The 21,738-nt window shown below is 70.7% G+C and carries 19 protein-coding genes and 2 pseudogenes; 7 read left to right on the top strand and 14 right to left on the bottom strand.

From position 1 onward, the window contains the following. Positions 1-26: 26 nt before the first annotated feature. From AB0F29_RS40655 to AB0F29_RS40690, 8 genes are all read right to left on the bottom strand, one after another. The gene (locus AB0F29_RS40655; protein WP_361883813.1) at positions 27-1,619 is read right to left on the bottom strand and encodes a family 43 glycosylhydrolase; all 1,593 of its coding nucleotides are present in this window, start codon (positions 1,617-1,619) and stop codon (positions 27-29) included. Beyond that, positions 1,616-2,470 carry a PmoA family protein gene (locus AB0F29_RS40660; protein ID WP_361883816.1) on the bottom strand — a complete coding sequence of 285 codons (855 nt, stop codon included), beginning with the start codon at positions 2,468-2,470 and terminating at the stop codon, positions 1,616-1,618. The genes AB0F29_RS40655 and AB0F29_RS40660 overlap by 4 nt, the downstream gene beginning before the upstream one ends. Then, the gene (locus AB0F29_RS40665) at positions 2,467-3,696 is read right to left on the bottom strand and encodes a Gfo/Idh/MocA family oxidoreductase (protein WP_361883819.1); all 1,230 of its coding nucleotides are present in this window, start codon (positions 3,694-3,696) and stop codon (positions 2,467-2,469) included. Before AB0F29_RS40665 ends, AB0F29_RS40660 begins: the two co-directional genes overlap by 4 nt. Further along, the gene (locus tag AB0F29_RS40670; protein WP_361883822.1) at positions 3,693-4,604 is read right to left on the bottom strand and encodes a carbohydrate ABC transporter permease; all 912 of its coding nucleotides are present in this window, start codon (positions 4,602-4,604) and stop codon (positions 3,693-3,695) included. The genes AB0F29_RS40665 and AB0F29_RS40670 overlap by 4 nt, the downstream gene beginning before the upstream one ends. Continuing rightward, positions 4,601-5,533, bottom strand: a complete 933-nt coding sequence (locus tag AB0F29_RS40675; RefSeq protein WP_361883825.1) for a sugar ABC transporter permease — start codon at positions 5,531-5,533, stop codon at positions 4,601-4,603. The genes AB0F29_RS40670 and AB0F29_RS40675 overlap by 4 nt, the downstream gene beginning before the upstream one ends. Positions 5,534-5,730: 197 nt before the next feature. Continuing rightward, positions 5,731-7,485 carry an L-arabinonate dehydratase gene (gene araD, locus AB0F29_RS40680; protein ID WP_361883828.1) on the bottom strand — a complete coding sequence of 585 codons (1,755 nt, stop codon included), beginning with the start codon at positions 7,483-7,485 and terminating at the stop codon, positions 5,731-5,733. Continuing rightward, entirely contained in the window at positions 7,482-8,384 is a 903-nt protein-coding gene (locus tag AB0F29_RS40685) for a dihydrodipicolinate synthase family protein (RefSeq protein WP_361883831.1), read from the bottom strand. Before AB0F29_RS40685 ends, araD begins: the two co-directional genes overlap by 4 nt. A gap of 50 nt (positions 8,385-8,434) precedes the next feature. Next, positions 8,435-9,091 carry a GntR family transcriptional regulator gene (locus AB0F29_RS40690; RefSeq protein ID WP_018960934.1) on the bottom strand — a complete coding sequence of 219 codons (657 nt, stop codon included), beginning with the start codon at positions 9,089-9,091 and terminating at the stop codon, positions 8,435-8,437. Positions 9,092-10,256: 1,165 nt separating this feature from the next. Between AB0F29_RS40690 and AB0F29_RS40695 the strand changes: the two genes are divergently transcribed. The 3 genes from AB0F29_RS40695 to AB0F29_RS40705 are packed head-to-tail and all read left to right on the top strand — an operon-like array spanning position 10,257 to position 14,383. Continuing rightward, the gene (locus AB0F29_RS40695) at positions 10,257-12,518 is read left to right on the top strand and encodes an MMPL family transporter (protein WP_361883834.1); all 2,262 of its coding nucleotides are present in this window, start codon (positions 10,257-10,259) and stop codon (positions 12,516-12,518) included. A gap of 4 nt (positions 12,519-12,522) precedes the next feature. Beyond that, on the top strand, positions 12,523-13,707 hold the full coding sequence (locus tag AB0F29_RS40700) for a sensor histidine kinase (RefSeq protein WP_361883837.1): 1,185 nt from the start codon (positions 12,523-12,525) through the stop codon (positions 13,705-13,707). 1 nt (position 13,708) lies between these two features. Beyond that, positions 13,709-14,383, top strand: coding sequence for a response regulator transcription factor (locus AB0F29_RS40705; RefSeq protein WP_361883840.1), 675 nt, complete (start codon positions 13,709-13,711; stop codon positions 14,381-14,383). Positions 14,384-14,422: 39 nt separating this feature from the next. Here AB0F29_RS40705 and AB0F29_RS40710 read toward each other — a convergent pair whose 3' ends face one another. Beyond that, entirely contained in the window at positions 14,423-15,325 is a 903-nt protein-coding gene (locus AB0F29_RS40710; RefSeq protein WP_361883843.1) for a LysR family transcriptional regulator, read from the bottom strand. Between the two features lie 159 nt (positions 15,326-15,484). Between AB0F29_RS40710 and AB0F29_RS40715 the strand changes: the two genes are divergently transcribed. Next, entirely contained in the window at positions 15,485-16,309 is an 825-nt protein-coding gene (locus tag AB0F29_RS40715; RefSeq protein WP_361883859.1) for an EamA family transporter, read from the top strand. 37 nt (positions 16,310-16,346) lie between these two features. On the opposite strand, the gene AB0F29_RS40720 is transcribed toward AB0F29_RS40715, so the two are convergent. The 4 genes from AB0F29_RS40720 to AB0F29_RS40735 form a co-directional block, all read right to left on the bottom strand. After that, the gene (locus AB0F29_RS40720) at positions 16,347-17,138 is read right to left on the bottom strand and encodes an alpha/beta fold hydrolase (RefSeq protein WP_361883846.1); all 792 of its coding nucleotides are present in this window, start codon (positions 17,136-17,138) and stop codon (positions 16,347-16,349) included. A 15-nt stretch (positions 17,139-17,153) separates the two neighbouring features. Continuing rightward, complete coding sequence (locus AB0F29_RS40725) at positions 17,154-17,570, bottom strand: ester cyclase (protein ID WP_018960926.1); 417 nt, start codon at positions 17,568-17,570, stop codon at positions 17,154-17,156. 216 nt (positions 17,571-17,786) lie between these two features. Then, a complete protein-coding gene (locus AB0F29_RS40730) occupies positions 17,787-18,824 on the bottom strand; it encodes an endonuclease/exonuclease/phosphatase family protein (protein WP_361883850.1) in 1,038 nt (345 codons plus the stop codon). Between the two features lie 255 nt (positions 18,825-19,079). Then, on the bottom strand, positions 19,080-19,679 hold the full coding sequence (locus AB0F29_RS40735) for a hypothetical protein (protein WP_361883853.1): 600 nt from the start codon (positions 19,677-19,679) through the stop codon (positions 19,080-19,082). 754 nt (positions 19,680-20,433) lie between these two features. On the opposite strand from AB0F29_RS40735, the gene AB0F29_RS40740 reads away from it, so the two are divergent. Together AB0F29_RS40740 and AB0F29_RS40745 are read left to right on the top strand one after the other, a co-directional pair. Beyond that, entirely contained in the window at positions 20,434-20,556 is a 123-nt protein-coding gene (locus tag AB0F29_RS40740; RefSeq protein ID WP_361883856.1) for a hypothetical protein, read from the top strand. 61 nt (positions 20,557-20,617) lie between these two features. Continuing rightward, a pseudogene (locus AB0F29_RS40745) lies at positions 20,618-20,805 on the top strand (ATP-binding protein); the annotation flags it as partial. 88 nt (positions 20,806-20,893) lie between these two features. Here AB0F29_RS40745 and AB0F29_RS40750 read toward each other — a convergent pair. Beyond that, positions 20,894-21,232 (bottom strand): SDR family oxidoreductase, encoded by a 339-nt coding sequence (locus tag AB0F29_RS40750; protein WP_361883862.1) that lies wholly within the window; start codon positions 21,230-21,232, stop codon positions 20,894-20,896. Positions 21,233-21,256: 24 nt separating this feature from the next. On the opposite strand from AB0F29_RS40750, the pseudogene AB0F29_RS40755 reads away from it, so the two are divergent. Next, positions 21,257-21,738, top strand: a pseudogene (locus AB0F29_RS40755) (IS5 family transposase); the annotation flags it as partial.

Here is a 21,738-nt window from a genome sequence, read left to right on the forward strand (position 1 = left end):
GCCATGCATTCGACAGGGGGAGAAAGTCATGCCAACTCCGGAGGCCGGGCGCCCCATTGCGGGGCCACCAAGAAGGTAATGGGGGGGGGGGGGCCGGTGACGCGGAATGAGGTGAAGCGGGCCGTTCCGGCGGGGCCCGTCCCGGCCGGCGCGGTGGCGAAGAGCCCGAGGAGAGCCCCGACCCAGCGCCAGGGGGCGGCGGCGAAGACCTGGCCCGAGGGCCGGAACCCGTCGCCGGTGTCGGCGGAGAAGCGGCAGCGGGCCCCCGCCGTGACCTCGACGCGCAGCCTGGCCCGCCCATCGGGGGATGCGCGGGAGTCGGCCGCGTCCCGTTCGTGTGCGGCGACACCCTCGGCGAAGCGGTGGACGAGCCGCGGAGTGCCGTCGGCGGCGACCGCGAGGCCGATCCAGCCGAAGGCGTCGCCCACCACGGCGAGACCGGCCTTGGCGCCCGGTTCGCCGCTGTCCAGCGCGAGTTCCACGTCGACGGTGAACGTTTCGGCGGGCAGCCGCTGGACCAGGATGTTGGGCAGCAGCCGCAGGTCGTGCTCGCACGCGGTCCGTACGCACGTGAGCCGCAGCCCGTCCCCGCTGTGCCGGGTGGTCCAGTCGGGGCGCGGGTTGGCCGTCCACTGCCACTGGGCGCCGGGGCGACCGTCGGGGAAGTCGTCGTCGACGGCGGGTGCCGCCACCGGCTGGGCGGGGGCGACGGGTTTGGTGTGCCGGGGCACCGGCTCGCCCCTGTCGCCGATGACGGGCCAGCCCTCGGCGTCCCAGCGCATCGGCTGGAGGTGGACGACCCGCCCGTACGCTCCCCGGGCCTGGAAGTGGAGGAACCAGTCCTCGCCCGCGGAGGTGTGCACCCAGCCGCCCTGATGGGGGCCGTTGACGTCGGTACGGCCCTGGGCGAGGACGACGCGTTCCTCGTACGGGCCGAAGAAGTCCCGGGAACGGAAGGCGCCCTGCCAGCCGGTCTCCACGCCGCCGGCCGGCGCGAAGATCCAGAAATAGCCGTCGCGCCGGTAGAGCTTGGGGCCTTCGAGGGTGAACCAGCCCGGAATCCGGTCGGCGTCCACCAACGTCGACCCCTCGTCGAGGAGTTCGCGGCCGTCGGGGCTCATCCGGTGGCCGGTGAGCCGGTTCTTGACGCCGGAGCGGGACTTGGCCCACGCGTGGACGAGATAGGCCTCGCCGGTCTCCTCGTCCCACAGCGGGCAGGCGTCGATGAACCCCTTGCCCGCCTTGAGCAGATGCGGGGCGGTCCAAGGGCCCTCGACGCGGTCCGCGTTGATCTGCTGGATTCCGTGGTCGGGGTCGCCCCAGAAGATCCAGAAGCGTCCGCCGTGGTGGCGCAGCGAGGGGGCCCAGACCCCGCGGTCATGGCGAGGAGCGGCGAACTCCGCTTCGGGTTCGAGGCGGTCCAGCGCGTGCCCGACGGCGGTCCAGTTGACCAGGTCGCGGGAGTGCAGGAGCGGCAGCCCGGGGGACCGGCCGAAGCTGGAAGCGGTGAGGTAGTAGTCGTCACCGACACGGACGACGTCGGGGTCGGACCAGTCGGCGTTCAGGACCGGGTTGCGGTACGTGCCGTCACCGACGTCGGAGCTCCAGAGCCGGCTCACCGGGCCACCGCCTCGCGCGCGTACCGGGCGGCGGTCTCCCGGTCCGGCCTGCCGTCCACGACGACGGTGATGATCCGACGTACGACCGAGGCCCCGGCGGGTACGGGCAGCCGCTCGTGCGCCGCGAGGCTGGAGCCGACGCCCGGGTACTCGGAGGTCCGCACGAACCACGGATCGCGCCGGGTCTCCTCGGTCGCCCCCACGAACACGAGCGTCCAGCCGTCCCCGGCCAGGGCCAGCCAGTCGGCGGTGCGGCCGTGGACCTCGCTCTCGCCCTCGTGCGCGGCGCTGAACACGGTGGGCGGTACGGCCTCCTTGGGGGCGCGCCAGAAGAAGCCGCCGTACCCGGCGCCCGGCCGGCCGTTGGTCGCCGGGCTGCCGATGGAGAGGCCCGTGTCCCCGGGGTTGGTGAGCACGAAGGAGAAGTCCAGCTCCCAGGTGGTGCCGGAGGTCCGGGTGGCCGACAGGGTGCGGTGCTCGCGCAGGAGCTCGGCGCCGGCGGCTTCCCAGCCGAGCTCCTGGGTGAAACCGTTCGGGCTGCGCTGGGGCCGGGCCAGGTGGCGCTGGACGCCGTGATTGTCGAGTGCGGTCGGCCCCCGGCCCCGTACGAAGGTGCGCCCGCCCCAGAAGTTGTACCCGGCGACATCGGGGACGGCGACGGAGACGCCCAGGTGGTGGAGGTGGTCGGCGGGGCGCTCCTCGGTGACGGTGATCCCGCCGAGGGTGGTGACGGGGTGGAGGCGCGGACGGCCGTCCGCCCCCGGCGCGTAGCCGTAGTGGGCGACGGTGTCATCGCCGCAGGCAAGGGTGGCCGGGAGGTCGGGGAACGGGCCCGTGGCGTGCTGGGTCATGAGGCGGCCGCCTCGCCCACCCGGGCCCAGGGGGCGCCCAGTTCGGAGAAGAGGCTCAGGGACTCGGCCCCGGCGGCGACCAGGGAGTCGATGCCCGGCACGACCCGCCGCGCCCCGCCGTCCGGCCCGTCGTACCGGGTCTCCCAGGCACGGTCGGGCAGCGGGGCGGGCTCGGGGGCGGTGCGCACGGCCTCGACGACGCGCATGAACGCCCCCGTGGACGCGGGCGGAACCAGCAGCGGCGTGCCGTGCCCCAGGTGGTCGAGGAGGTTCTCCAGGAGATCGGTCCGCCCGTGGACGGTCTCCTCCGGGCCCCGTCCGGCGCGCTGCACCAGAACGCGGTCCTGCTTGTACCAGAAGGTGATCCGGCCCCTCTCGCCGTGCACGATGACGTACGGCTCCCCGGGCCGTTCGGCGCACAGGGTGACGGCGACGGTGACACACGGCCCCCCGGCGGTGGAGACGCGGATGCTGCTGGTGTCGTCCGCCTCGATGGCGTGCGCCCGGTACAGCTCCGTCTCGATGGCGGTGACCTCTTCGGCTCGGCCCCGGCAGGCCAGTTCGAGCGCGGTGGCCACGGCGTGCGCCAGGGGATTGGTGAGGACGCCGTCGACCACGTCGGTCGTGCCGATCCTTCGCCGCCCGGCCCAGGGCGCCCGCCGGAAGTAGGCGTCGTCCCGGACCCACGCCCCGGCGGCCCCGAAACCGGTGACGGTCCCGATGGCTCCGGTGGCCACCAGTTCGCGGATGGCGGGCAGGGCGTGCGACCCGAAGGACTGGAACCCCACCTGGCAGGCGATCCCCGCTCGTTCGACGCCTTCGGCCATCCGCGCGTAGTCGGCCCAGCCGGCGGCGGGCGGCTTCTCCAGCAGCAGGTGGACGCCCCGGGCGGCGGCGGTGAGAGCCAGCTCCGTGTGGGTCTGGATGGGGGTGCAGACGATGGCCGCCCGCGCTCCGACGCCGTCCAGGAGCGCCCCGAAGTCGTCGGACTGCTCGGGCGACTCGTCGGGGCCGAAGCCGGAGGCGGCGAGTTCGTCGGCGGTCAGGGGCTCCAGCTCGCAGATGCCGGCCAGCCTGACCCGGCCCTGGTGCTGGAGCCGGCGCACATTGGCGAGGTGCCACCGGCCGTGGCCCCGGGCGCCGGCCAGGACGACGGGCACGGGCGCGGCCGGGACGACGGGCACGCGGGCGGCCGGGGTCGGGGTGGGGGCGGTCACTTTCCTCATCCCTTCACCGCGCCTGCGCTGAAGCCCGTGATGAGCCACTTCTGGATGAAGGCGAAGACGATCACCACGGGGACGGCCGCGATGACACCGCCCGCCGCGAGCGCGCCCAGATCGACGCTGTCCGCGCCGATCAGCGTGTTGAGACCGACCGGGATCGTCTGCTTGTCCTGCTCGCTCAGGAACATCAGGGCGAAGAGGAAGTGGTTCCAGCTGTGCACGAACGCGAAGGAGCCGACGGCGATCAGCCCGGGGCGCAGGAGCGGCAGGACGACGGTGCGGAAGGCGGTGAAGCGCGAGCAGCCGTCGACCCAGGCGGCCTCCTCCAGGGAGACGGGGACGTTCTTGATGAAGCCGCTGATCAGGATGATCGACAGCGGGAGCTGGAACACCGTCTCCGCGATGACGACGCTCCCCAACGAGTTGATCATCTGGAGGTTCCGGAAGATCTCGAAGAGCGGTACGAGCATCAGGGCGCCCGGGATGAACTGCGAGCAGAGCAGCGCGAGCATGAACGCGCCCTTGATTTTGAAGTCGAACCGGGCCAGGGCGTAGCCGCCGGCCAGGGCGACCAGGGTCGTGGCGACGAGCGTCGCGACGCCGACGATCATGCTGTTCTGGAAGAAGACGGCGAAGCTCCGCTCGTTCCAGACCTTGGAGAAGTGCGCTCCGGTCATCGGCCAGGGCACCAGCGACGTGGAACCGGCGGGCCGTACGGCGAAGAGCAGCATCCAGTAGAACGGGATGAGCGTGAAGAGCAGGTAGAGGCCGAGCGGCAGATAGATCTGCCAGCGCGGCACGTCGTCGAAGGCGCGCTCCCGCCCGGGGCGGCGGCGCGGGGAGGACGGCGGCGAGCCGGGGGCGGAGGACCGCCGAGCGGTTCCGTTCTTCTCGGTGAGCAGGGCGGTCACGTGCGGTCGCCTCCGAACTTGCTCAGGCGCAGATAGACGATCGAACAGAAGAGGAGGATCACGAAGGCGACGGTGGTGAGCGCGGAGGCGTACCCGAAGTCGTGGCCCTCGATGCCGGTGTTGGCCACGTAGAGCGGCAGGGTGGTGGTCTCACCTGCGGGCCCGCCGCCGGTGAGGGTGTAGAGCAGGTCGACGTTGTTGAACTCCCAGACCCCGCGCAGCAGGGTGGCGAGGATGATCGCGTCCCTCAGGTGGGGCAGCGTGATGTGGAAGAACTGCCGCAGCCGGCCCGCGCCGTCGACCGAAGCAGCCTCGTACAGCTCCTTCGAGACGGACTGGAGGTCGGCGAGGATGAGAATCGCGAAGAAGGGGACACCGCGCCAGAGTTCGGTGACGGTGGCCGCCCAGAAGACGGTTCCGGTGTCCGAGAGCACGGACGTGCCGTACTCGCCGATCCCGGCGTCCGCGAGGTAGCGGCTGAACCCCGTCGAGGAGTTGTAGAGCAGGATCCAGATCGTGCTGGTCAGCACACCGGAGACGGCCCAGGGGGAGAAGACCATGGCCCGGGAGATGCCGCGCCCGATGAACGTCTGGTTGACGATCAGCGCGAGTGCCAGGCCGAGGAGCAGCTGGAGCGTGACCTGGGTGAAGACCCACTGGGCGCTGAACCCGAGCGTCGGCCAGAACTGGTCGTCCTCGGTGAAGACGCGCCGGAAGTTGTCGAGCCCGGCGAAGCCGTTCCGCCACGGCTTGGTGACGTTGTAGTTCTGCAGGCTGTAGTAGAAGACGCTGAGCACCGGGTAGGCGATGAAGCCCAGCATCAGGAGGCCCGCCGGTGCGATCAGCAGATAGGGCAGGCGGCGAGGGCTCGCCCGGCGGCGCCGGGACTCTTTGGGCGGCGGTGTGGCCACGGCTGCGGTTGAGGCCATGACGCGTCTCCGATCTCTGGGAGGTGCTGGATGCGCTGGACGTTCGGGCCGGTCGGCCACTGTTGGTGGAAGCGCTTGCTATGAAGAGCTGGAGCGACCCGGGGGATCAAGGTGCAGAGGGGGCCCGCGGCTCCACCCTCGTACGGCCACGGGCCCTCGTACGGTCACAGGACCCGCGTACGGTCACGGGACCCGGTTCATCCCGCGTACGGGTCGGGCACCTCTCCCTGCCGGGCCAGGAACGCGAAGTCGCATCCGGTGTCGGCCTGGGTGATCTGGTCCTGGTACAGCGCCCCGTAGCCCCGCCCGTAGCGTGCGGGCGGCGGGGACCAGGCGGCCCTGCGCCGCTCCAGTTCCTCGTCGTCGACATCGAGCCGCAGGAGCCGGGCCTCGACGTCCAGTGTGATGAGGTCGCCGGTGCGGACCAGGGCGAGCGGCCCGCCGACGAAGGACTCGGGCGCGATGTGCAGGACGCACGCCCCGTAACTGGTGCCGCTCATCCGCGCGTCGGAGATCCGCACCATGTCCCGCACACCTTGCTTCAGCAGGTAGTCGGGGATCGGCAGCATGCCGTACTCGGGCATGCCGGGGCCGCCCTGGGGTCCGGCGTTGCGCAGCACGAGCACATGGTCCGGAGTGAGGGCGAGGGCCGGGTCGTTGATCGTGCGCTGGAGCTCGCGGTAGTCGTCGAAGACGACGGCGGGCCCGGTGTGGCGCAGCAGGCGCGGCTCGGCGGCGATGTGCTTGATGACGGCCCCGTCGGGACAGAGGTTGCCGCGCAGCACCGCCACCCCGCCCTCCCCGGCCAGCGGGTCGGAGCGCTCGCGGATGACGTCGCTGTTGTGGACGGGGGCCCCGTCGAGCTGCTCGCGCAGGGTGGCGTGCGCGACCGTGGGCCGGTCCAGGTGCAGTACGTCGGTGAGCCGCCCCAGAAAGCCGGGAAGACCGCCGGCGAAGTGGAAGTCCTCCATCAAGTACCGCCCGCCGGGACGGAGGTCGGCGAGGACCGGCACCGTACGGGCGATCCGGTCGAAGTCGTCCAGGGTGAGCTTCACGCCGGACCGGCCCGCCATCGCGATCAGATGGATCACGGCATTGGTGGAGCCGCCGAGCGCGAGCACCGTGGCGACGGCGTCCTCGTACGCCTCCGGCGTCAGGATCCGCGACAACGTCACCTGCCGCATGACGAGGTCGACGATCCGCAGCCCCGAAGCCGCGGCCATCCGCTCGTGCCCCGAGTCGACGGCCGGTATGGAGGAGGCGCCCGGCAGGGTGACCCCCAGCACCTCGGCGGCGGCGGTCAGGGTGGAGGCGGTGCCCATCGTCATGCAGTGGCCGGGGGAGCGGGCGAGACCGTTCTCCAGCTCGGCCATCTCGCAGTCGCCGATGTTCCCGGCCCGCCGCTCGTCCCAGTACTTCCACATGTCCGTGCCGGAGCCGAGGACCTCGTTGCGCCAGTGCCCGGGCAGCATCGGCCCGGCGGGCACGAAGACGGTCGGCAGGTCCACGGAGGCGGCGCCCATCAGCAGCGCGGGCGTCGACTTGTCGCAGCCGCCCAGCAGCACGGCCCCGTCGACGGGGTAGGAGCGCAGCAACTCCTCGGTCTCCATCGCCAGCAGGTTGCGGTAGAGCATCGGGGTCGGCTTCTGGAAGGTCTCCGAGAGGGTGGAGACCGGGAACTCCAGCGGGAACCCGCCCGCCTGCCAGACCCCCCGCTTGACCGCCTGTGCCCGTTCACGCAGGTGGGTGTGGCACGGGTTGATGTCGGACCAGGTGTTGAGCACCGCGATGACCGGTTTGCCGAGGTGTTCCTCGGGGAGGTAGCCGAGCTGACGGGTGCGGGCCCGGTGGCTGAAGGACCGCAGCCCGTCGGTGCCGTACCACCGGTGGCTGCGCAGCTCCTCGGGCGCGATACGGCCGGTACCCGGGTCCCGGGTGGACGTGTCGGTCACAGGGACCACTCGGCTGTCAGCCCGGCGACCTCGGCGCGCCGGGCCTCGGGCAGGACCCGGCTCGGAGCGCGTACGTCGCGGCGGCAGAGCCCCAGCGCGGACAGGGCTTCCTTCACGACGGTGACGTTGTCGGCGGACTGCTCCGCGGCGCGGAGCTCCTCGAAGCGGCGGATACGCTCCCAGACCTTCATCGCCGCCACGTAGTCCCCGGCCCGCAGCGCCTCCAGCATGTCGAGGGAGACGGCCGGGGCGACGTTGACGAGACCGGAGGTGAAGCCGGTGGCGCCGGTGGCGAAGTAGGAGGGGGCGTACAGCTCCGCGAGGCCGGCGATCCAGACGAACCGTTCCAGACCGGCGTCCCGGGCGAAGGCGCCGAAGCGGGCCGCGTCGGGGACCGCGTACTTCACGCCGACGACGTTGGGGCAGGCGTCGGCGAGTTCGGCGAGCCGCTCGCCGGCCAGCAGCGGGCTGCGGACGTAGGGGACGACGCCGAGCTGCGGCACGGCCTCGGCGATCGACCGGTGGTAGTCGACCCACCCCTCCTGCGCGATGTACGGGTGCACCGGCTGGTGCACCATCACCATCGCCGCACCGGCCTCGGCGGCGTGCTTGGCCGCGGCCACCGCGGTCGGCACGTCGTGACCGACGCCCACCAGGACGGTGGCGCGCCCCGCGGCCTCCTCGACGGTCAGTTCGGTGACGAGGCGCCGCTCGTCGGGGGTGAGGGCGTAGAACTCCCCGGTGTTGCCGTTCGGGGTGATGGTGCGGACGCCGCCGTCGAGCAGCCTGCGCATCAGGACGCGGTGGGACGCGGCGTCGATGCTCCCGTCCTCGGCGAACGGCGTCACCGGGATCGCCACAACGTCTGCGAGGGCCGCCTTGAGCGGTGAGTGGTCCATGCGGACTGGCCTTTCTTCGAGGTGCTGGTGGAGCGTGTCCAGCGGGCGGTTCACGCGGCGTCGCCCCCGTCTTCGTCGTCGGGGAAGGCGCGGCGCACGAACGACGCGATGTGGTGGTGCAGGGCCCCGGCGGCGGCCTCCGCGTCGTCGGCGAGGGCGAGCCGCAGGATCTCGCGGTGCTCGGCCGCTTCGCGCTCCCAGGACGGGACGGCCGACCAGGCCACGGTCGACACGAGCGCCGCCTGGTCGCGGACCTCGTCGAGCATCCGGGAGAGCAGCGGGTTGCCGCAGGGCAGGTACAGGGCCCGGTGGAAGTCCCGGTTGGCCAGTGACCTGTCCGCCGTGTCGGCCGCCGAGTCGGCCCGTTCCAGGGCCTCCTGGGCCGCCTCCAGCGAGGCGCCCCGGGTGATGGAGCGGCGCAGCGCCTCCGGTTCCAGCAGGAGGCGCACGTCGTACACCTCCCTGGCCATGGTCGCGTCGACGAGCCGCACGGTGACGCCCTTGTACTGGCTCATCACCACGAGTCCGGTGCCCGCGAGTGTCTTGAGCGCCTCGCGGACGGGAGTCTTCGACACCCCGAACTGCGCGGCGAGTTCGGTCTCCACCAGCGCCTGTCCCGGTCTCAACTGCGCGGTGAGGATGGCGTGCTTGATGGCCTCCAGCACGTACTGGGTCCGGGACGGGATCGGGGCAGGGGCGAAGGTCATGGGTGACGGGCTCTCACATCTCGCGTATCGCGTCTCATATATGACGTACGAAGTACGACGCGATGAAGCTAGGGCCACGTGGAATGTTTCGTCAACGCTTCCGACCGAAGAACTTCTGCGGCCCGGGAGCCACTTGGCGACGCCGGTGGGCGTGCTGACCCGCCCGGGCGGCCCCATCGGCGGAGCAGGGCTCTCCCGTGCGGCGGAGGTCCGGCCCGCCCGGCCTCCGCCGCACGGACGTGCGCGACCTCCTCGTTGCCGAACTGTTCCGGAACGTCACGGGTTTCGCCGGGAATCGACGAGATAAACGCCCTTGGATACCCAAGCCCTGACGTCGGTCGACGGAAACGGGACGACGTGGGGAACGGGATCGCATGCGAATTTCAGGGCGGTTCTGAACCGACTGTCCAGGAGAATTCCACGGCTTTTCCGGACGGTGAAAGCAGCGCTTCCCAGGAGCCGGCCGCACCCCCCTTTCGCGGCCGCGCCGGTTCCTGACCCGGAACCCGACCATGCTCGAATCCGGGGGAGGCTCGACCGTGGTGCGCCTGCTGCGCGGCGAGCGCTTCGCCTCGGCCGTCGGAGGGGCTCGTCGGGTGGCGGTACCTGCGGCATCGCCGCGCTCACCGGGTCGGCCAGGGACTTCTTCCAGCTCGGGATCCGGGGGCCCTCCCCGGACGCATCGCCGCTCAGCCGATTCGTCGTCAAGCAGTGACCCCACGTCCACGACTCCATCAGCTGGCGGCGTCCGGGAAGATCGCCATGGGTGCCGCTGACGATGGTGGCAGAGCCTGTCGCACGCTGTGCGTTCCGGCGGAACTCCCAACGGTTGATCCGCGGACCCTGACCGGCCGGCCCACGCACGCGCGGCGACATTATTCGGAAAAGGCGGGGAGGCGGTGATCGGCATCAGCCGGGGAACGGCATTGCGCGCGCCCGACGCATTCCGGAAGACCGTCGACCTCCATACGCGCAGAAAGCCTGACCCCTTTCCCTTCAGCCGACGTGATGCGCCGCCCAGGACCTTCTCGCGCAGCCGGAGGGAAACACGACCGCCCGACCCGGCCGGCGGCCCCGGCGGCCTCCTTGTCCACCGGTCGGTGGACAACAGGTTCAGTCGGCAGGACGTGCCGGGCGCCCCACCCCTGCGGCCAGGATTTCCGGCATGAGACACCTACCTGTACGTATGGCCCGATGGAGCGCCCGGCACGCCGGGCGGGCGATCGCCGGCTGGTTCGCGTTCGTCGTCCTGTGCCTCGTCAGCGGCATCGCGCTGGGCACCAACGAGGCCACCACCAAGGACTTCTGGGTCGGTGAGGCGGGACGCGCCGAGGCGACGGCGACCGAGGGCGGACTGGAGCGTTCCCCCACCGAGCGGATCATGATCCGAGCCAGGTCGGGGGAGCTGGACATGGCAGCGGCCGGTGTGGCGGCCCGGGACGTGACCGTGCGGATGCGGTCCCTGCCCGAGGTGGAGAGCGTGGCCGCACCCGTCCGCTCGAAGGACGGCGAGGTCCTGCTCGTCTCGGTGGTCCTGAACGGCCCGGAGCTGGAAGGCAAGACGAACGTCGTGCCGCTCCTGGAGCAGACGGCGGCGGTGGGCGCCGACCACCCGGACCTGGTGGTGGAGGAGACCGGATCCCCCGCCATCAGCAAGGGCGTCAACGACCAGCGCGATGAGGATCTCGCGCTCTCCGAACGCATCAGCCTGCCCGTCACCGTCATCACCCTGCTGATCGTGTTCGGCTCGGTGATCATGGCGGGTGTACCGCTCCTGCTGGCACTTTCCTCGATCGCCGCTGCGATCGGACTGTCCATGGTCGCTTCGCACGTCATGCCCGACGCGGGCGTCGGGACGAACCTCATCCTGCTCATAGGTCTGGCGGTCGGCGTCGACTACACGCTCTTCTATCTGAAGCGCGAGCGGGAGGAACGGGCGCGCGCCGACGGGCGGCTCGGCCCGGAGGCCCTCGTGGAGCTGGCAGCGGCGACAGCGGGCCGGGCCATCGTGGTCTCGGGTCTCGCGGTGATCGTCTCCACGGCCACCCTGTATCTGGCCACGGACGTCATCTTCTCCTCACTGGCGACCGGGACCATCCTCGTCGTGGCCGTGGCGGTGGCCAGCTCGCTCACCGTGCTGCCCGCGCTGCTGGTCGTCATCGGCCGCCGTGCCGACCGCCTCGCTCCCCGCAGGGCCGCCCGCCGGGCCGCCCGCGGCAAGCCGGCCCGGTCCGGGAAGCCGGAGACAGGACGGGTGTTCGCCGCTCTGCTGCGCCCGGCCCGGACCCGCCCCGCCCTCACCTTGAGCCTGTCGGTCCTCGTCATGCTCGGTCTGGCCGTGCCCGCGCTCGGCCTGAAACTGATCGACCCGGGAAGGGACACCTTCTCCCGCGACATCCCGGCCATGCGGGTCTACGACCGGCTGACCGGGAGCTTCCCCGAACTCCTCGTCACCCACGAGGTCGTCACCCGCTCCACGCCGGAACAGGCGGCACAGGTGATGCAGGCCCTGGAGGACCTCGGCCGACGAGCCCAGGCGGACCCCCTTTTCGCGCAGGCCCCGAAGAACGCGGAGGGCGCGGAGAGCCCCACGAAACCAAAGGCCCCAGCGATATCCGAGCCGACGGTCCGCACATCGGCAGACGGCCGGATCAGCGTGCTGGAACTCTCGGTCCCCCATCCCGCGCCCTCCGCAGAGGCGATCGCGTCGCTCACCCACCTCCGCCAGGATCACATCCCCGCGACCGTCGGCCGACTGTCCGGCGTGGAGACTGCGGTGAGCGGCGACGTCGCTCGCGGCCGCGACTACGTGAGTCACGAGAGCGACAAGCTGCCGCTGGTCCTTGGCTTCCTGCTGCTGATGACCTTCCTGATGACCGTGTGGGCGTTCCGCTCCGTGGTGATCGGCGTCATCGGCGTCGTACTGAATCTGCTCTCCGCCGGCGCCTCGCTCGGCATGCTGGTCCTGGTCTTCCAGGGGACGTGGGCGGAGGGACCGCTGGACTTCGACTCCCTCGGGGCGATCGCGTCCAGGGTTCCGTTGTTCCTCGTGGTGATCCTCTTCGGCCTGTCGATGGACTACCAGGTGTTCGTGGTCAGCCGGATCCAGGAGGCCAGGCAGAACGGCATGTCCGCCCGTGAGGCGGTCCTGGAGGGCATCAACAAGTCGGCCAAGGTGGTGACCAGCGCGGCGATCGTCATGGTGACGGTGTTCGGCGCGTTCGTGGCCCTGCACCTCACCGAGATGAAGCAGATGGGGTTCTGCTTGGCCGTGGCTGTCCTTCTGGACGCCGTGGTCATCCGGCTCATGGTCCTGCCGTCGGTGCTGTTGCTCCTCGGCGAGCGTGCCTGGTGGCCGACCCGGCGCCCCGGCCGGTTCGGGCGGGCGCAGGAACCCGCCGCCGGGCCCCTGGCGGAAGTAGGCTGACGCGGTGAATCAACGGCCGCAGCCCGAAACCGCGTTGACCGTACCGTCGCTGCACCGGTGGAACGCCGTCTTCTGGGTGTTGCTGGGCGTGGTCCCGCCGGCCCTCGCGGTCGCCGACGCACCCGGGACGACGCGCCTCCCGGTGCTGGGGCTGCTGGCCGTGCTCGCCCTGTCGTACGGCGCGGTGGGGCTGTTCCCCGGCAACCCCGCCCTGCGTCCCCGCCCCTACCTGTACGTACTCGTCGTGGGCCTCGGAGCCATGTCGTATCTGCTCGACGGCAGCGCGGCGCTCTTCGTGGTGACACTGCCGCACTTCTGGATCTACACCGCGGGCGCGCGTGCCGCGATCGTCCTGAGTGGTCTCGCCGCGGCGGGCGTCGTGGCCGGCAATGTCGTACGGCAGGGCTGGGGCGGGGAGTTCTTCACCGGCAACGTGATCTTCACGATCATCGGGTACGCGGCAGGCGTGCTCATCGGGCTGGGGGTGCGCCACATCACCGAGAACGCCGACGAGCGGGCCCGCCGGCTGAGCGCCGAACTGGAGGAGACACGGCTCCGGCTCATCGAGGCACACCACCGCCAGGGGGCGGCGGACGAGCGCGAACGGCTCGCGCGGGAGATCCACGACACGCTCGCCCAGGGATTCGCGTCCATCATCGTGCTCGCGGAGGCGGCCGGATCCGGTCTGGCGACCGACCCGGGCAGGAGCGGGAAACACCTGCTCGCGATCGAGAACACCGCGCGCGAGAACCTCGCCGAGGCGCGCGTCCTCGTCGGCTCGGCCCCGGAGAGCGGTGTCGCCGCCGGCTCGGTGGCGGACACCCTGCGACGGACCCTGCGGCGGTTCGCCGAGGACACCGGGACCCGCGTCACCTCCGAACTGCCGGACGTCACCTGCGACCAGCAGACCCGCATCGCTCTCCTGCGCTGCACCCAGGAGTCCCTCGCCAACATCCGCAAGCACGCGGCGGCCTCCACCGTGGAGGTGGTCCTCACCGCGCAGCCGTACGGGATCGAGCTGGAGATCACCGACGACGGCGCGGGCTTCGTGACGGAGGACTCCCACGGCTTCGGGCTGCACGGAATGCGCAAGCGCCTGGCCGAGTTGGGCGGCGAGCTCACCGTCACCAGTTCGGTCGGCGACGGCACCCGCGTCCTGGCCATGATTCCCACCGACGGGCAGGGCTGAGATGACACACGGGCCGACAGCGGAGAAGAAGCTCCGGATCCTCGTGGCGGACGACCACACAGTGATGCGTGCCGGGGTGGTCGCCCTGCTGGCGAACGAACCCACCATCGAGATCGTCGGCGAGGCCGAGGACGGCCGGGCGGCCGTCGGTCTCGTCGAAGGGCTGGAGCCCGACGTGGTGCTGATGGACCTGCGGATGCCTGTCCTCGACGGGACGAGCGCCACGACGGAGATCGTCGCCGGGCCCACCCGGACCCGCGTGCTGATCCTGACCACGTACGAGACCGACGCGGAGATCGAGCGCGCCGTCGAGGCAGGCGCCATCGGCTACCTGCTGAAGGACGCCACCCGCGAGCAGTTGGTACAGGCCGTCCACTCCGCGTCCCGGGGCGAGACCGTGCTGGCTCCGCGTGTCGCGGCGCGGCTGGTGGCCCGGATGCGACGGCCGACGCCGGTGACGCTGACGCCACGGGAGGTGGATGTGCTGGGCGCGGTGGCGGACGGGCTGTCCAACGTGGAGATCGGCCGTCGGCTGGTCATCGCGGAGGCGACCGTGAAGACGCATCTGCTGAGGGTCTTCGCCAAACTCGACGTCGCCGACCGTACGCACGCGGTGGTCAAGGCACTGGAGCTCGGTCTGCTGGAAGGACCCCGGGGGAGAGCGGAAGGCGCCTGAACTCTTTCCCGGGCGGTCCGTACCCGCACGCTGGGCGGGTCAGCCGGGCAGGCGAGCGCCGGGGCGGCCCTCGCGGTAGAGGCCGGCGGCGAGGGCGATCGCGGGGTGCGTGGCGGGGTGGGTGGTGTGGGCGTGCCAGATGAGGTGGACGGTGACCGGGTCGGCCCCCCGGAGAGGGCGGTAGGTGATGCCGTCACGGCGGTACTGGGCCGCGGTGGCCTGAGGCGTGAGCCCGACACAGCGGCCGGTGGCGATGGCGGCCAGCCAGTCGTCGATGTCCTGCGTGAACTCGACCCTCGGCCGGTCCTGCTCCGGCCACAGATCCAGAGCGGTGGTGCCCGTGCGGCGGTCGATGGCCAGGGCACGGGTCGGGATCTCGTCCAGGCGGATACCGCGGCGGCGGGCCCAGGGGTCGTCGGTCGCCATGGCCACGTAGCGGGCCTCGGTGCCGATCCGGGCGTGGGACCACGGCTTGAGGTCGATCGGAGCACGGATGACGGCGAGGTCGCACAGCCCTTCCTCGAGGCCGCCGGTGGGGGTGTTGTGACGGATGAGGCGCAGGTCGGTCGCGGGGTGCTGTTCGTGCCAGCGGCGCTGGAACTCGGTGGTGTGCCGGCCGAAGGCGGACCAGGCGTGACCGATGTGCACACGGGTGCGCCCGGTGGTGGCCTCGCGGACGAATTCCTCGGTGCCGGCGAGCACGATGCGGGCGCGGGCCAGCGCCCGGACTCCCGCGGCGGTGAGGGCGACGCTGCGACTGGTGCGGATCAGCAGCCGTACCCCGAGGAGGCTTTCGAGGCCGGCGAGGGTGCGGGAGACGGCGGCCTGCGACATACCGAGTGCGCGGCCGGCGTCGGTGAAACTGCCGGTGTCCACGATGGCGACCAGACACCGGAGCTGCTTCAGCTCCAGCGCACGCGCCGTGTTCCCCGACTCATCCATACGCCCATCGTATAGATGCGTGCGCGGATGCATTTTGCGCAGGGCGGTGGCTCTCCCATCGTCGGTGGCATGAAGACCGATACCTCTCCGACCTCGACCCCCGGCCCGACCGGGGCCGACCGGCTGGAGCCACCACGGGGCACGGGGCGCGGAGCCGGTGTGGCCCTGATGCTGGGCAGCGGCCTGTCCAACCAGGCGGGCGCCTCCGTCGCGGCGCTCGCCTTCCCGGTGATCGGGCCCGCTGGGGTGGTGGCGGTACGCCAGTGGGTGGCCGCCGTGATCCTCGGCGCCGTCGGCCGGCCACGGCTGCGGCACTTCACCGCCGCGCAGTGGCGTCCCGTCCTGGGCCTCGCCCTGGTGTTCGCCGGGATGAACCTCTCCCTGTACATGGCGATCGACAGGATCGGCCTCGGGCTGGCCGTCACGCTGGAGTTCCTCGGCCCGCTGACCGTCGCCCTGGCCGGCTCCCGCCGCCGCATCGACCTGGTCGCCGCCGGGGCAGCCGCGGGCGCGGTGGCCGTTCTCATGCGCCCCACGCCCTCCACCGACTACCCGGGCATCGGCCTGGCCCTCCTGGCGGCGGCCTGCTGGGGCTGCTACATCCTGCTCAACCGGACGGTCGGGACCCGCCTGCCCGGCCTGGAGGGCTCGGCCGCCGCGGCGATCGTCTCCGCCGTGCTCTACCTGCCCGTCGGCGCCTGGGTGCTGTGGCACCACCCGCCCACGCCCACCGCGCTGGGCTGTGCCCTCGTCGCCGGGGTGCTCTCCTCGGCGGTGCCGTTCCTGGCCGACCTGCTGGCGCTGCGCCGTGTCCCGGCCCACTTCTTCGGCGTGTTCATGAGCGTCAACCCGGTCTTCGCCGCCCTGGTCGGCCTCGCCGTTCTCGGGCAGCGGCTCGATGCCCTCGCCTGGCTGGCCATCGCGGTGATCGTCGCCGCGAACACCGCTGCCGCGTCCACCGCACGCCGCAAGGGATCCCCATGAGGATCACGTCGACGTCCACCGCGCGTCCGGCCCGCTCCTACCGCCGCGTGACGGTGGTGAGGAAGTCCAGGACGAGCGGGCTCGCGACGGCGCGGAACTCCTCGAAGTAGGCGTGCCGCGCTCCGGGGACCAGGTGCAGACGGGCGCCGGGGATACGCTCCGCGAGCAGCGGAGCGTTGGCGGCCGGGTTGAGCAGGTCATCGGTGCCGTGCACGACGAGAGTGGGCGCGCCGATACCCGGCAGGAGCTGCCACGCGTCGTGCTGGTTGCCGGCCGCGAGGTGACGCCGTTGGGCGTGGGCGGGCATGCCCGGGTCGCCGAGCGTCCGGTACGGTCCGGGGTTCGCCGCCAGCCAGGCCGGGGTGTACATCAGCTCCAGCAGGGCCTGCCGTGCCGCACCCGGTCGCGTCTGCACCAGGGACCTGCGCACGTCGTTGGTGCGTTCGACGGCGTGCGGGCCGCCGGGCGACGTGCACCCGAGCACCAGGGCGCGTACGCGTTCGGGATGGCGCGCCGCGAGCTGCTGGGCCACCCGCCCGCCCATGGACGTCCCGTAGACATCGGCCCGCTCGATACCGAGGGCGTCGAGCACCGCGATCACGTCCAGGGCGAACAGCTCGGTGCTGTAGGGCAGATCGGGTTTACCGCTCTCCCCCGTGCCCCGGTAGTCGAACGTGATGGTGCTGCGGGCGTCGTGGAAGTCGCCGCGCACCGAGTCCCACCAGTGGTGGTTGTTGGCCTGCCCCGCCAGGAGGAGCAGGGGAGCAGCCCCGTCGCCCTGGACCTGATAGGCGATACCGACCCCGTCGGGCGTCGTCGTGTGCGGCATACGCGTCCTCACTCCTCATAGGCCGGTGGCCGGGGGAGCACCGACCTGTTCGAGCGCGCCGGCCAGGTCGTAGTTGAACCAGCTCTCGGCGATCCTGCCCTGCTGGAACCGCAAGGTGACGTGGCCGGTCGTCTCGAACGCTCTGCCGCTGGGCGGGTTTCCCCGGTAGTCGCCGGTGTGGCGGCCGTGGATGATGAATCGGGAGCAGACGAGATCGCCTTCGGCCACCAAGCTCTGCGCGGTGTGGGTGACTTCGAAGGCCTCGCGGACCTCTCGGTACGAACGCGTGGCCTCCGCGAGACCCACGGTCTCCTGCTCCATGTTGGGGTCGTGCTCGGCGTAGTCGGCTGTGCAGTGGTGTGCGTAGACGGACTCGCGGTCGTCGTCTGCTGACTCTTCCAGGAACCGGCGGGCAAGCGTTTTGGTGTCCATGACCCCGTTCTTACCTCCCGTCACCGGTCCGGCCGCGCCTCTTCACCCTCTGCCCGGCGGTTTCCTGGGCTGCCCGGTCGAATCGGAGCGGAGCTCCGCGCAGGGTGCCGGCCGCTGTGTCCGCACCCTTCACCGGCCTCTCGCCGGCGCGCTCCAGCACGGGAGGGCGCGTCGCACCGGTCAGCGCACCGACGGCACACGCTGCGGAACCGGGGTTCACGACGATCGACTCCGTTCCCCGTCCTTCTCCGGCAGCAGCGCGAGCACCGCGACGACGGCTCGGTGATCTGTTCCGGGCACGGTTCGCTCGCCCACCGAGACCCCTGCCAGACCGGGACCGTGCAGGACGTGATCCAGCTGGACCACGGCTGGGAGGAGGGCACGGCCGACCGGCCACGTGGGAGCCCACCCGTGGCCGAGTTCGGCATGCGTGTCCGTGAGGCCGGCCGAGAGCAGGTCCCGCATCGGAGTGTGGTCGAGGGAAGCGTTGAAGTCACCCAGGAACACGGTGTCCGGGCCCGCGCGCCGCGCCAGGGAGGTGAGCGCGGCCATGTCCCGGGTCCACCGCTCCGGGCTCCCGAGGGGGTAGTAAGTGTGCACCGCCACGAACCGCACGCTACGTCCGCCGACCGCGACCTCGGCGACGGTCTGGGGCCAGGCGGTGTCGGCACGAGTGGTACCGGCTTCGCCGATCGGGAGCCGTGAGTAGACCGAGGAGTCGTACTCGGGGTGGAGTTCCTGGTGCGGCAGCAACGCGCCCAGGCCCGCCCTGTCGAGGGCTTCCACGCCGCCCGGCGGCATCTGCTGCACCGCCAGAACATCGATCCGCTCCGTACGGACCAGCCGCACCACTGCCTGGGCGTCGGCGGCGCCTCCGTCGGTGTTGAGGGTGGCCACACGCAGCTCAACCGCGCGTTCCGGCACCTGCGGGCCATCAGGTAGGAACCGCGGAGCCAGCAGCACCGCGTGAGCGATCACCAGGGCCGCGGCGCCGGCCAGGGCCCATCGGGACCGCAGCGCGGGAACAGCGGCCATCAGCAACAGCACCAGTACACCGATGACGGTCGTCCAGGGAAAGAACACCATCGGCATCGCCAGCGGTGTTCCGGCGTCGAGTCCGGTCAGCCGGACGACGAGCAGAGCGGCCGGCGGGACGAGCGCGACCCCGCAGCCCAGCAGCCCCCATCGCCGTCCGCCACCACCGGCCCGCCGCCGTCTCTCGGCGGGCGGGGCTTCTGTAGCCGTGTGCGTCACTTGTTCCCATCCTGGAGTCGTGCCCGGTGGACTGAAGGTGATGGCCGGATCCCGGGCGGAGACGTCAGCGCATGCCGCACGGTTCCGCGGGTTCCGGTTCTGTCGTGGCCGCCGGGGAACTGTTCGACGGCCTCGCGGGCGGGCCCGCACTCAAGAAGCCCGGAGAGCCGGGCATAGGGGGCGCTCGCTCCACGATGAAGAGCCCGTCAGCGTACTGACGGGCTCCCACGGCATTGCAGCTAACCTGCCATCAGGTCAGATCGTCGGCGTCTCGTCGATGATCTCCTTGTGCGGTTCGACGACGAACTTCCAGCCCTCGCTGGGCTCGAGGAACCGCACTCGAGTCGGGAAGATGTCCAGGGCGCGGCGGTCGCGATTCTGGCCGTTCGCGTTCTTGCGTCCCCGGGCCGGCTCCTCGTACAGGTCGACCTTGACGTTCGGTACTTCGACGACTTCCTCGCTCCAACGCTGGACGACCCCCGCGCCGAATGCTTCCCGGGCCGCGGAATAGAGAGACTCCAGGGACTCCTTGCTTCCGCCGGGAACGAAGAGGGCCAGGTTCAGAAGAACGCCGGCACTCTGGAGAACCTCGATTACCTCCCCTGCCTTGTCTGCAATCCAGATGCCGCCCTCTTCGGCATTGTCGGGGAGGACGTGAACCTCCTCGCCGAACGCCGTCCGTACCGTGAAGGACCCACCCTCGAAACTCTTTCCCGATTTCGTAAGGAAGGCTGGTGCGTAGCAGTCGGGGGAAACGCCATCCATGCTTGCCGGGACGAAGACACCGTCCTGGGGGCCCAAACCTGAAGTCTCCTCGGCCGTAAGACGCCGAGCCGTAAGCTTCTCGGTATTCACGCCATTCCCCTTTTATCGCGTCGTTCTGATAAATCATCAAGACTCTATCATGGAAAGGGCCGAAGGCTGCCCTTAGGTGCCCCCTGCAGGCAATGAAGTCAGTCATGGAGAAAGGGGTCGGCATATGGGCCGTCCACAGTCCATATGTGTACGCCCGGACAAAATGGGGACCTGTGTTACCGGGTGACAACTCCCGCCGAAAGCAACTCGCCCCTGAGAGCTCGTAGCACGATCTTGTCGATGTGGGCTGATTGGGCGTTACCGGTGTGACGATTCGGCCGTTCGTGATGGTGCGGGTGCTCGGCCGTGGATCGTGGACGATGAGTTGCGGGCGTTGATCGAGCCGTTGCTGCAGCCGTTGCTGCAGCCGTGGCCGGAGCGGCCTCCGCGGCCTCGGCCGGCGTCGACCTGAACCCTTGCTCGGTGACCAGAGCTACGACTCCAACGCCCACCGCGACCCACTGCGGAACCGACGAATCCTGTCCGTCATCCCACGCAAGGGATCACCGAACATCATGGGCACCTGCAAGCTTCGCTCCGTCGTCGAGCGGACCTTCTCCCTGCTCCACCCGTGCAAGCGACTTTCTGTCCGCTGGGAATGCCGCACGAACTGCACGACGCCTTCCCCTCCCTCGTCGGCAGCCTGATCTGCTTCAGACGCCTCAAGAAGGCACGATCCTGATCGTGTTACGAGCTCAAAGAGGGGTTGTGGAAACGGATCAGCCATCGTCCCGCTCACCGTGGCAGAGATCCGATGGCAGAGCCGCTGCTCAACCGTGCGGTGGTGGAGGTGCTGACCTTCCGCGACGAATCGCTCCAGTGGCAGGTCCACCACGGCTCCGGCGACCGAGCCCGTACGAAGGCGTCGGCCTCGTAAGTGCGCCCGCGCGCCGCCTCCTCGGGCCCCGGATCCGGTTCCCGCGCGCCCGTGGTGGTGGGAAGAGAACAGCGTCGCCATCGCCTCCAACGAGTCCTTCGGCGGCTGGACGAAGACCTTCACCGACCTCGCCTCTGCGCGGCCACCGTCGACCGTCTCACCTTCAACGGCACCATCATCGAAACCGGCACCGACTCCCACCGCCTAGCCAGCACCTGCGTACGGGCAGAAGAGGCCACGGCCAGCTGACCCGCCTCACTAGAGTTGCGGGCGACGGAGAGGACTACGCATTGCCCCCCTCGACCGCCCGCAACCACAACGTCTGCGTCCCTGTTGACTAGAGGACGCCTCCGTTGGCACGGATGTTCTGGCCCGTCAGCCATCGTCCGTCCGGTCCTGCGAGGAAGGCGACCACGTCCGCCAGGTCCTCGGGCTGGCCAAGACGGCCGAGCGAGGTCATCCCGATGGCCATCGCTAGTTTCTCCGGCTCGTTGGCCGCGTTCAGAAGATCGGTGTCCGTGGCACCGGGCGATACGGAATTAACCGTGATGCCGCGTACACCCAGCTCGCGTGAGGCCACCAAGGTGAGCTGTTCGAGGGCCCCTTTGCTGGCGGCGTAGAGTTCGTAACACGATCTTGCTGAGACGTCCTGGTAGGCCGTGACCGGTGTGATGATTCGGCCGTTCGTGAGGGTGTGGGTATTCGACCGTGCATCGTGGACGATGAGTTGTGGGCGCTGATCGAGCCGTTGCTGCCGCCGTGGCCGGAGCGGTCGCCAGGGCCGCGGCCAGTGTCGGACCGGCTGTGTTTACAGGGCATCCTGTTCGTCCTCTACAACGACGTAGCCTGGCAACTCCTGCCCCCGGAAATGGGGTTCGGCTCGGGACAGACCTGCTGGCGTCGCTTGGACCGGTGGCAGAAGGCAGGAGTGTTCGACCAGCTCCACCAGGTCCTGCTCGCGGAGCTGAACGCGGCCGGGGAACTCGACTGGTCACGTGCGTGTGTGGACGGTTCCCACATCCGCGCGAAAAAGGGGGCGCCGACACCGGTCCGTCGCCGGTCGACCGGCGGAAGACGGGCAGCAAACACCACCTGATCTGCGACGGACGCGGCACCCCGCTCAAGGTCATCACGACCGCGGCCAACGTCAACGACGTCACTCAGACCCTCGCCCTGGTCGAT

The sequence above is a fragment of the Streptomyces sp. NPDC026589 genome (genome assembly GCF_040638385.1).
In the GTDB taxonomy this organism is placed as follows: Bacteria; Actinomycetota; Actinomycetes; order Streptomycetales; family Streptomycetaceae; genus Streptomyces.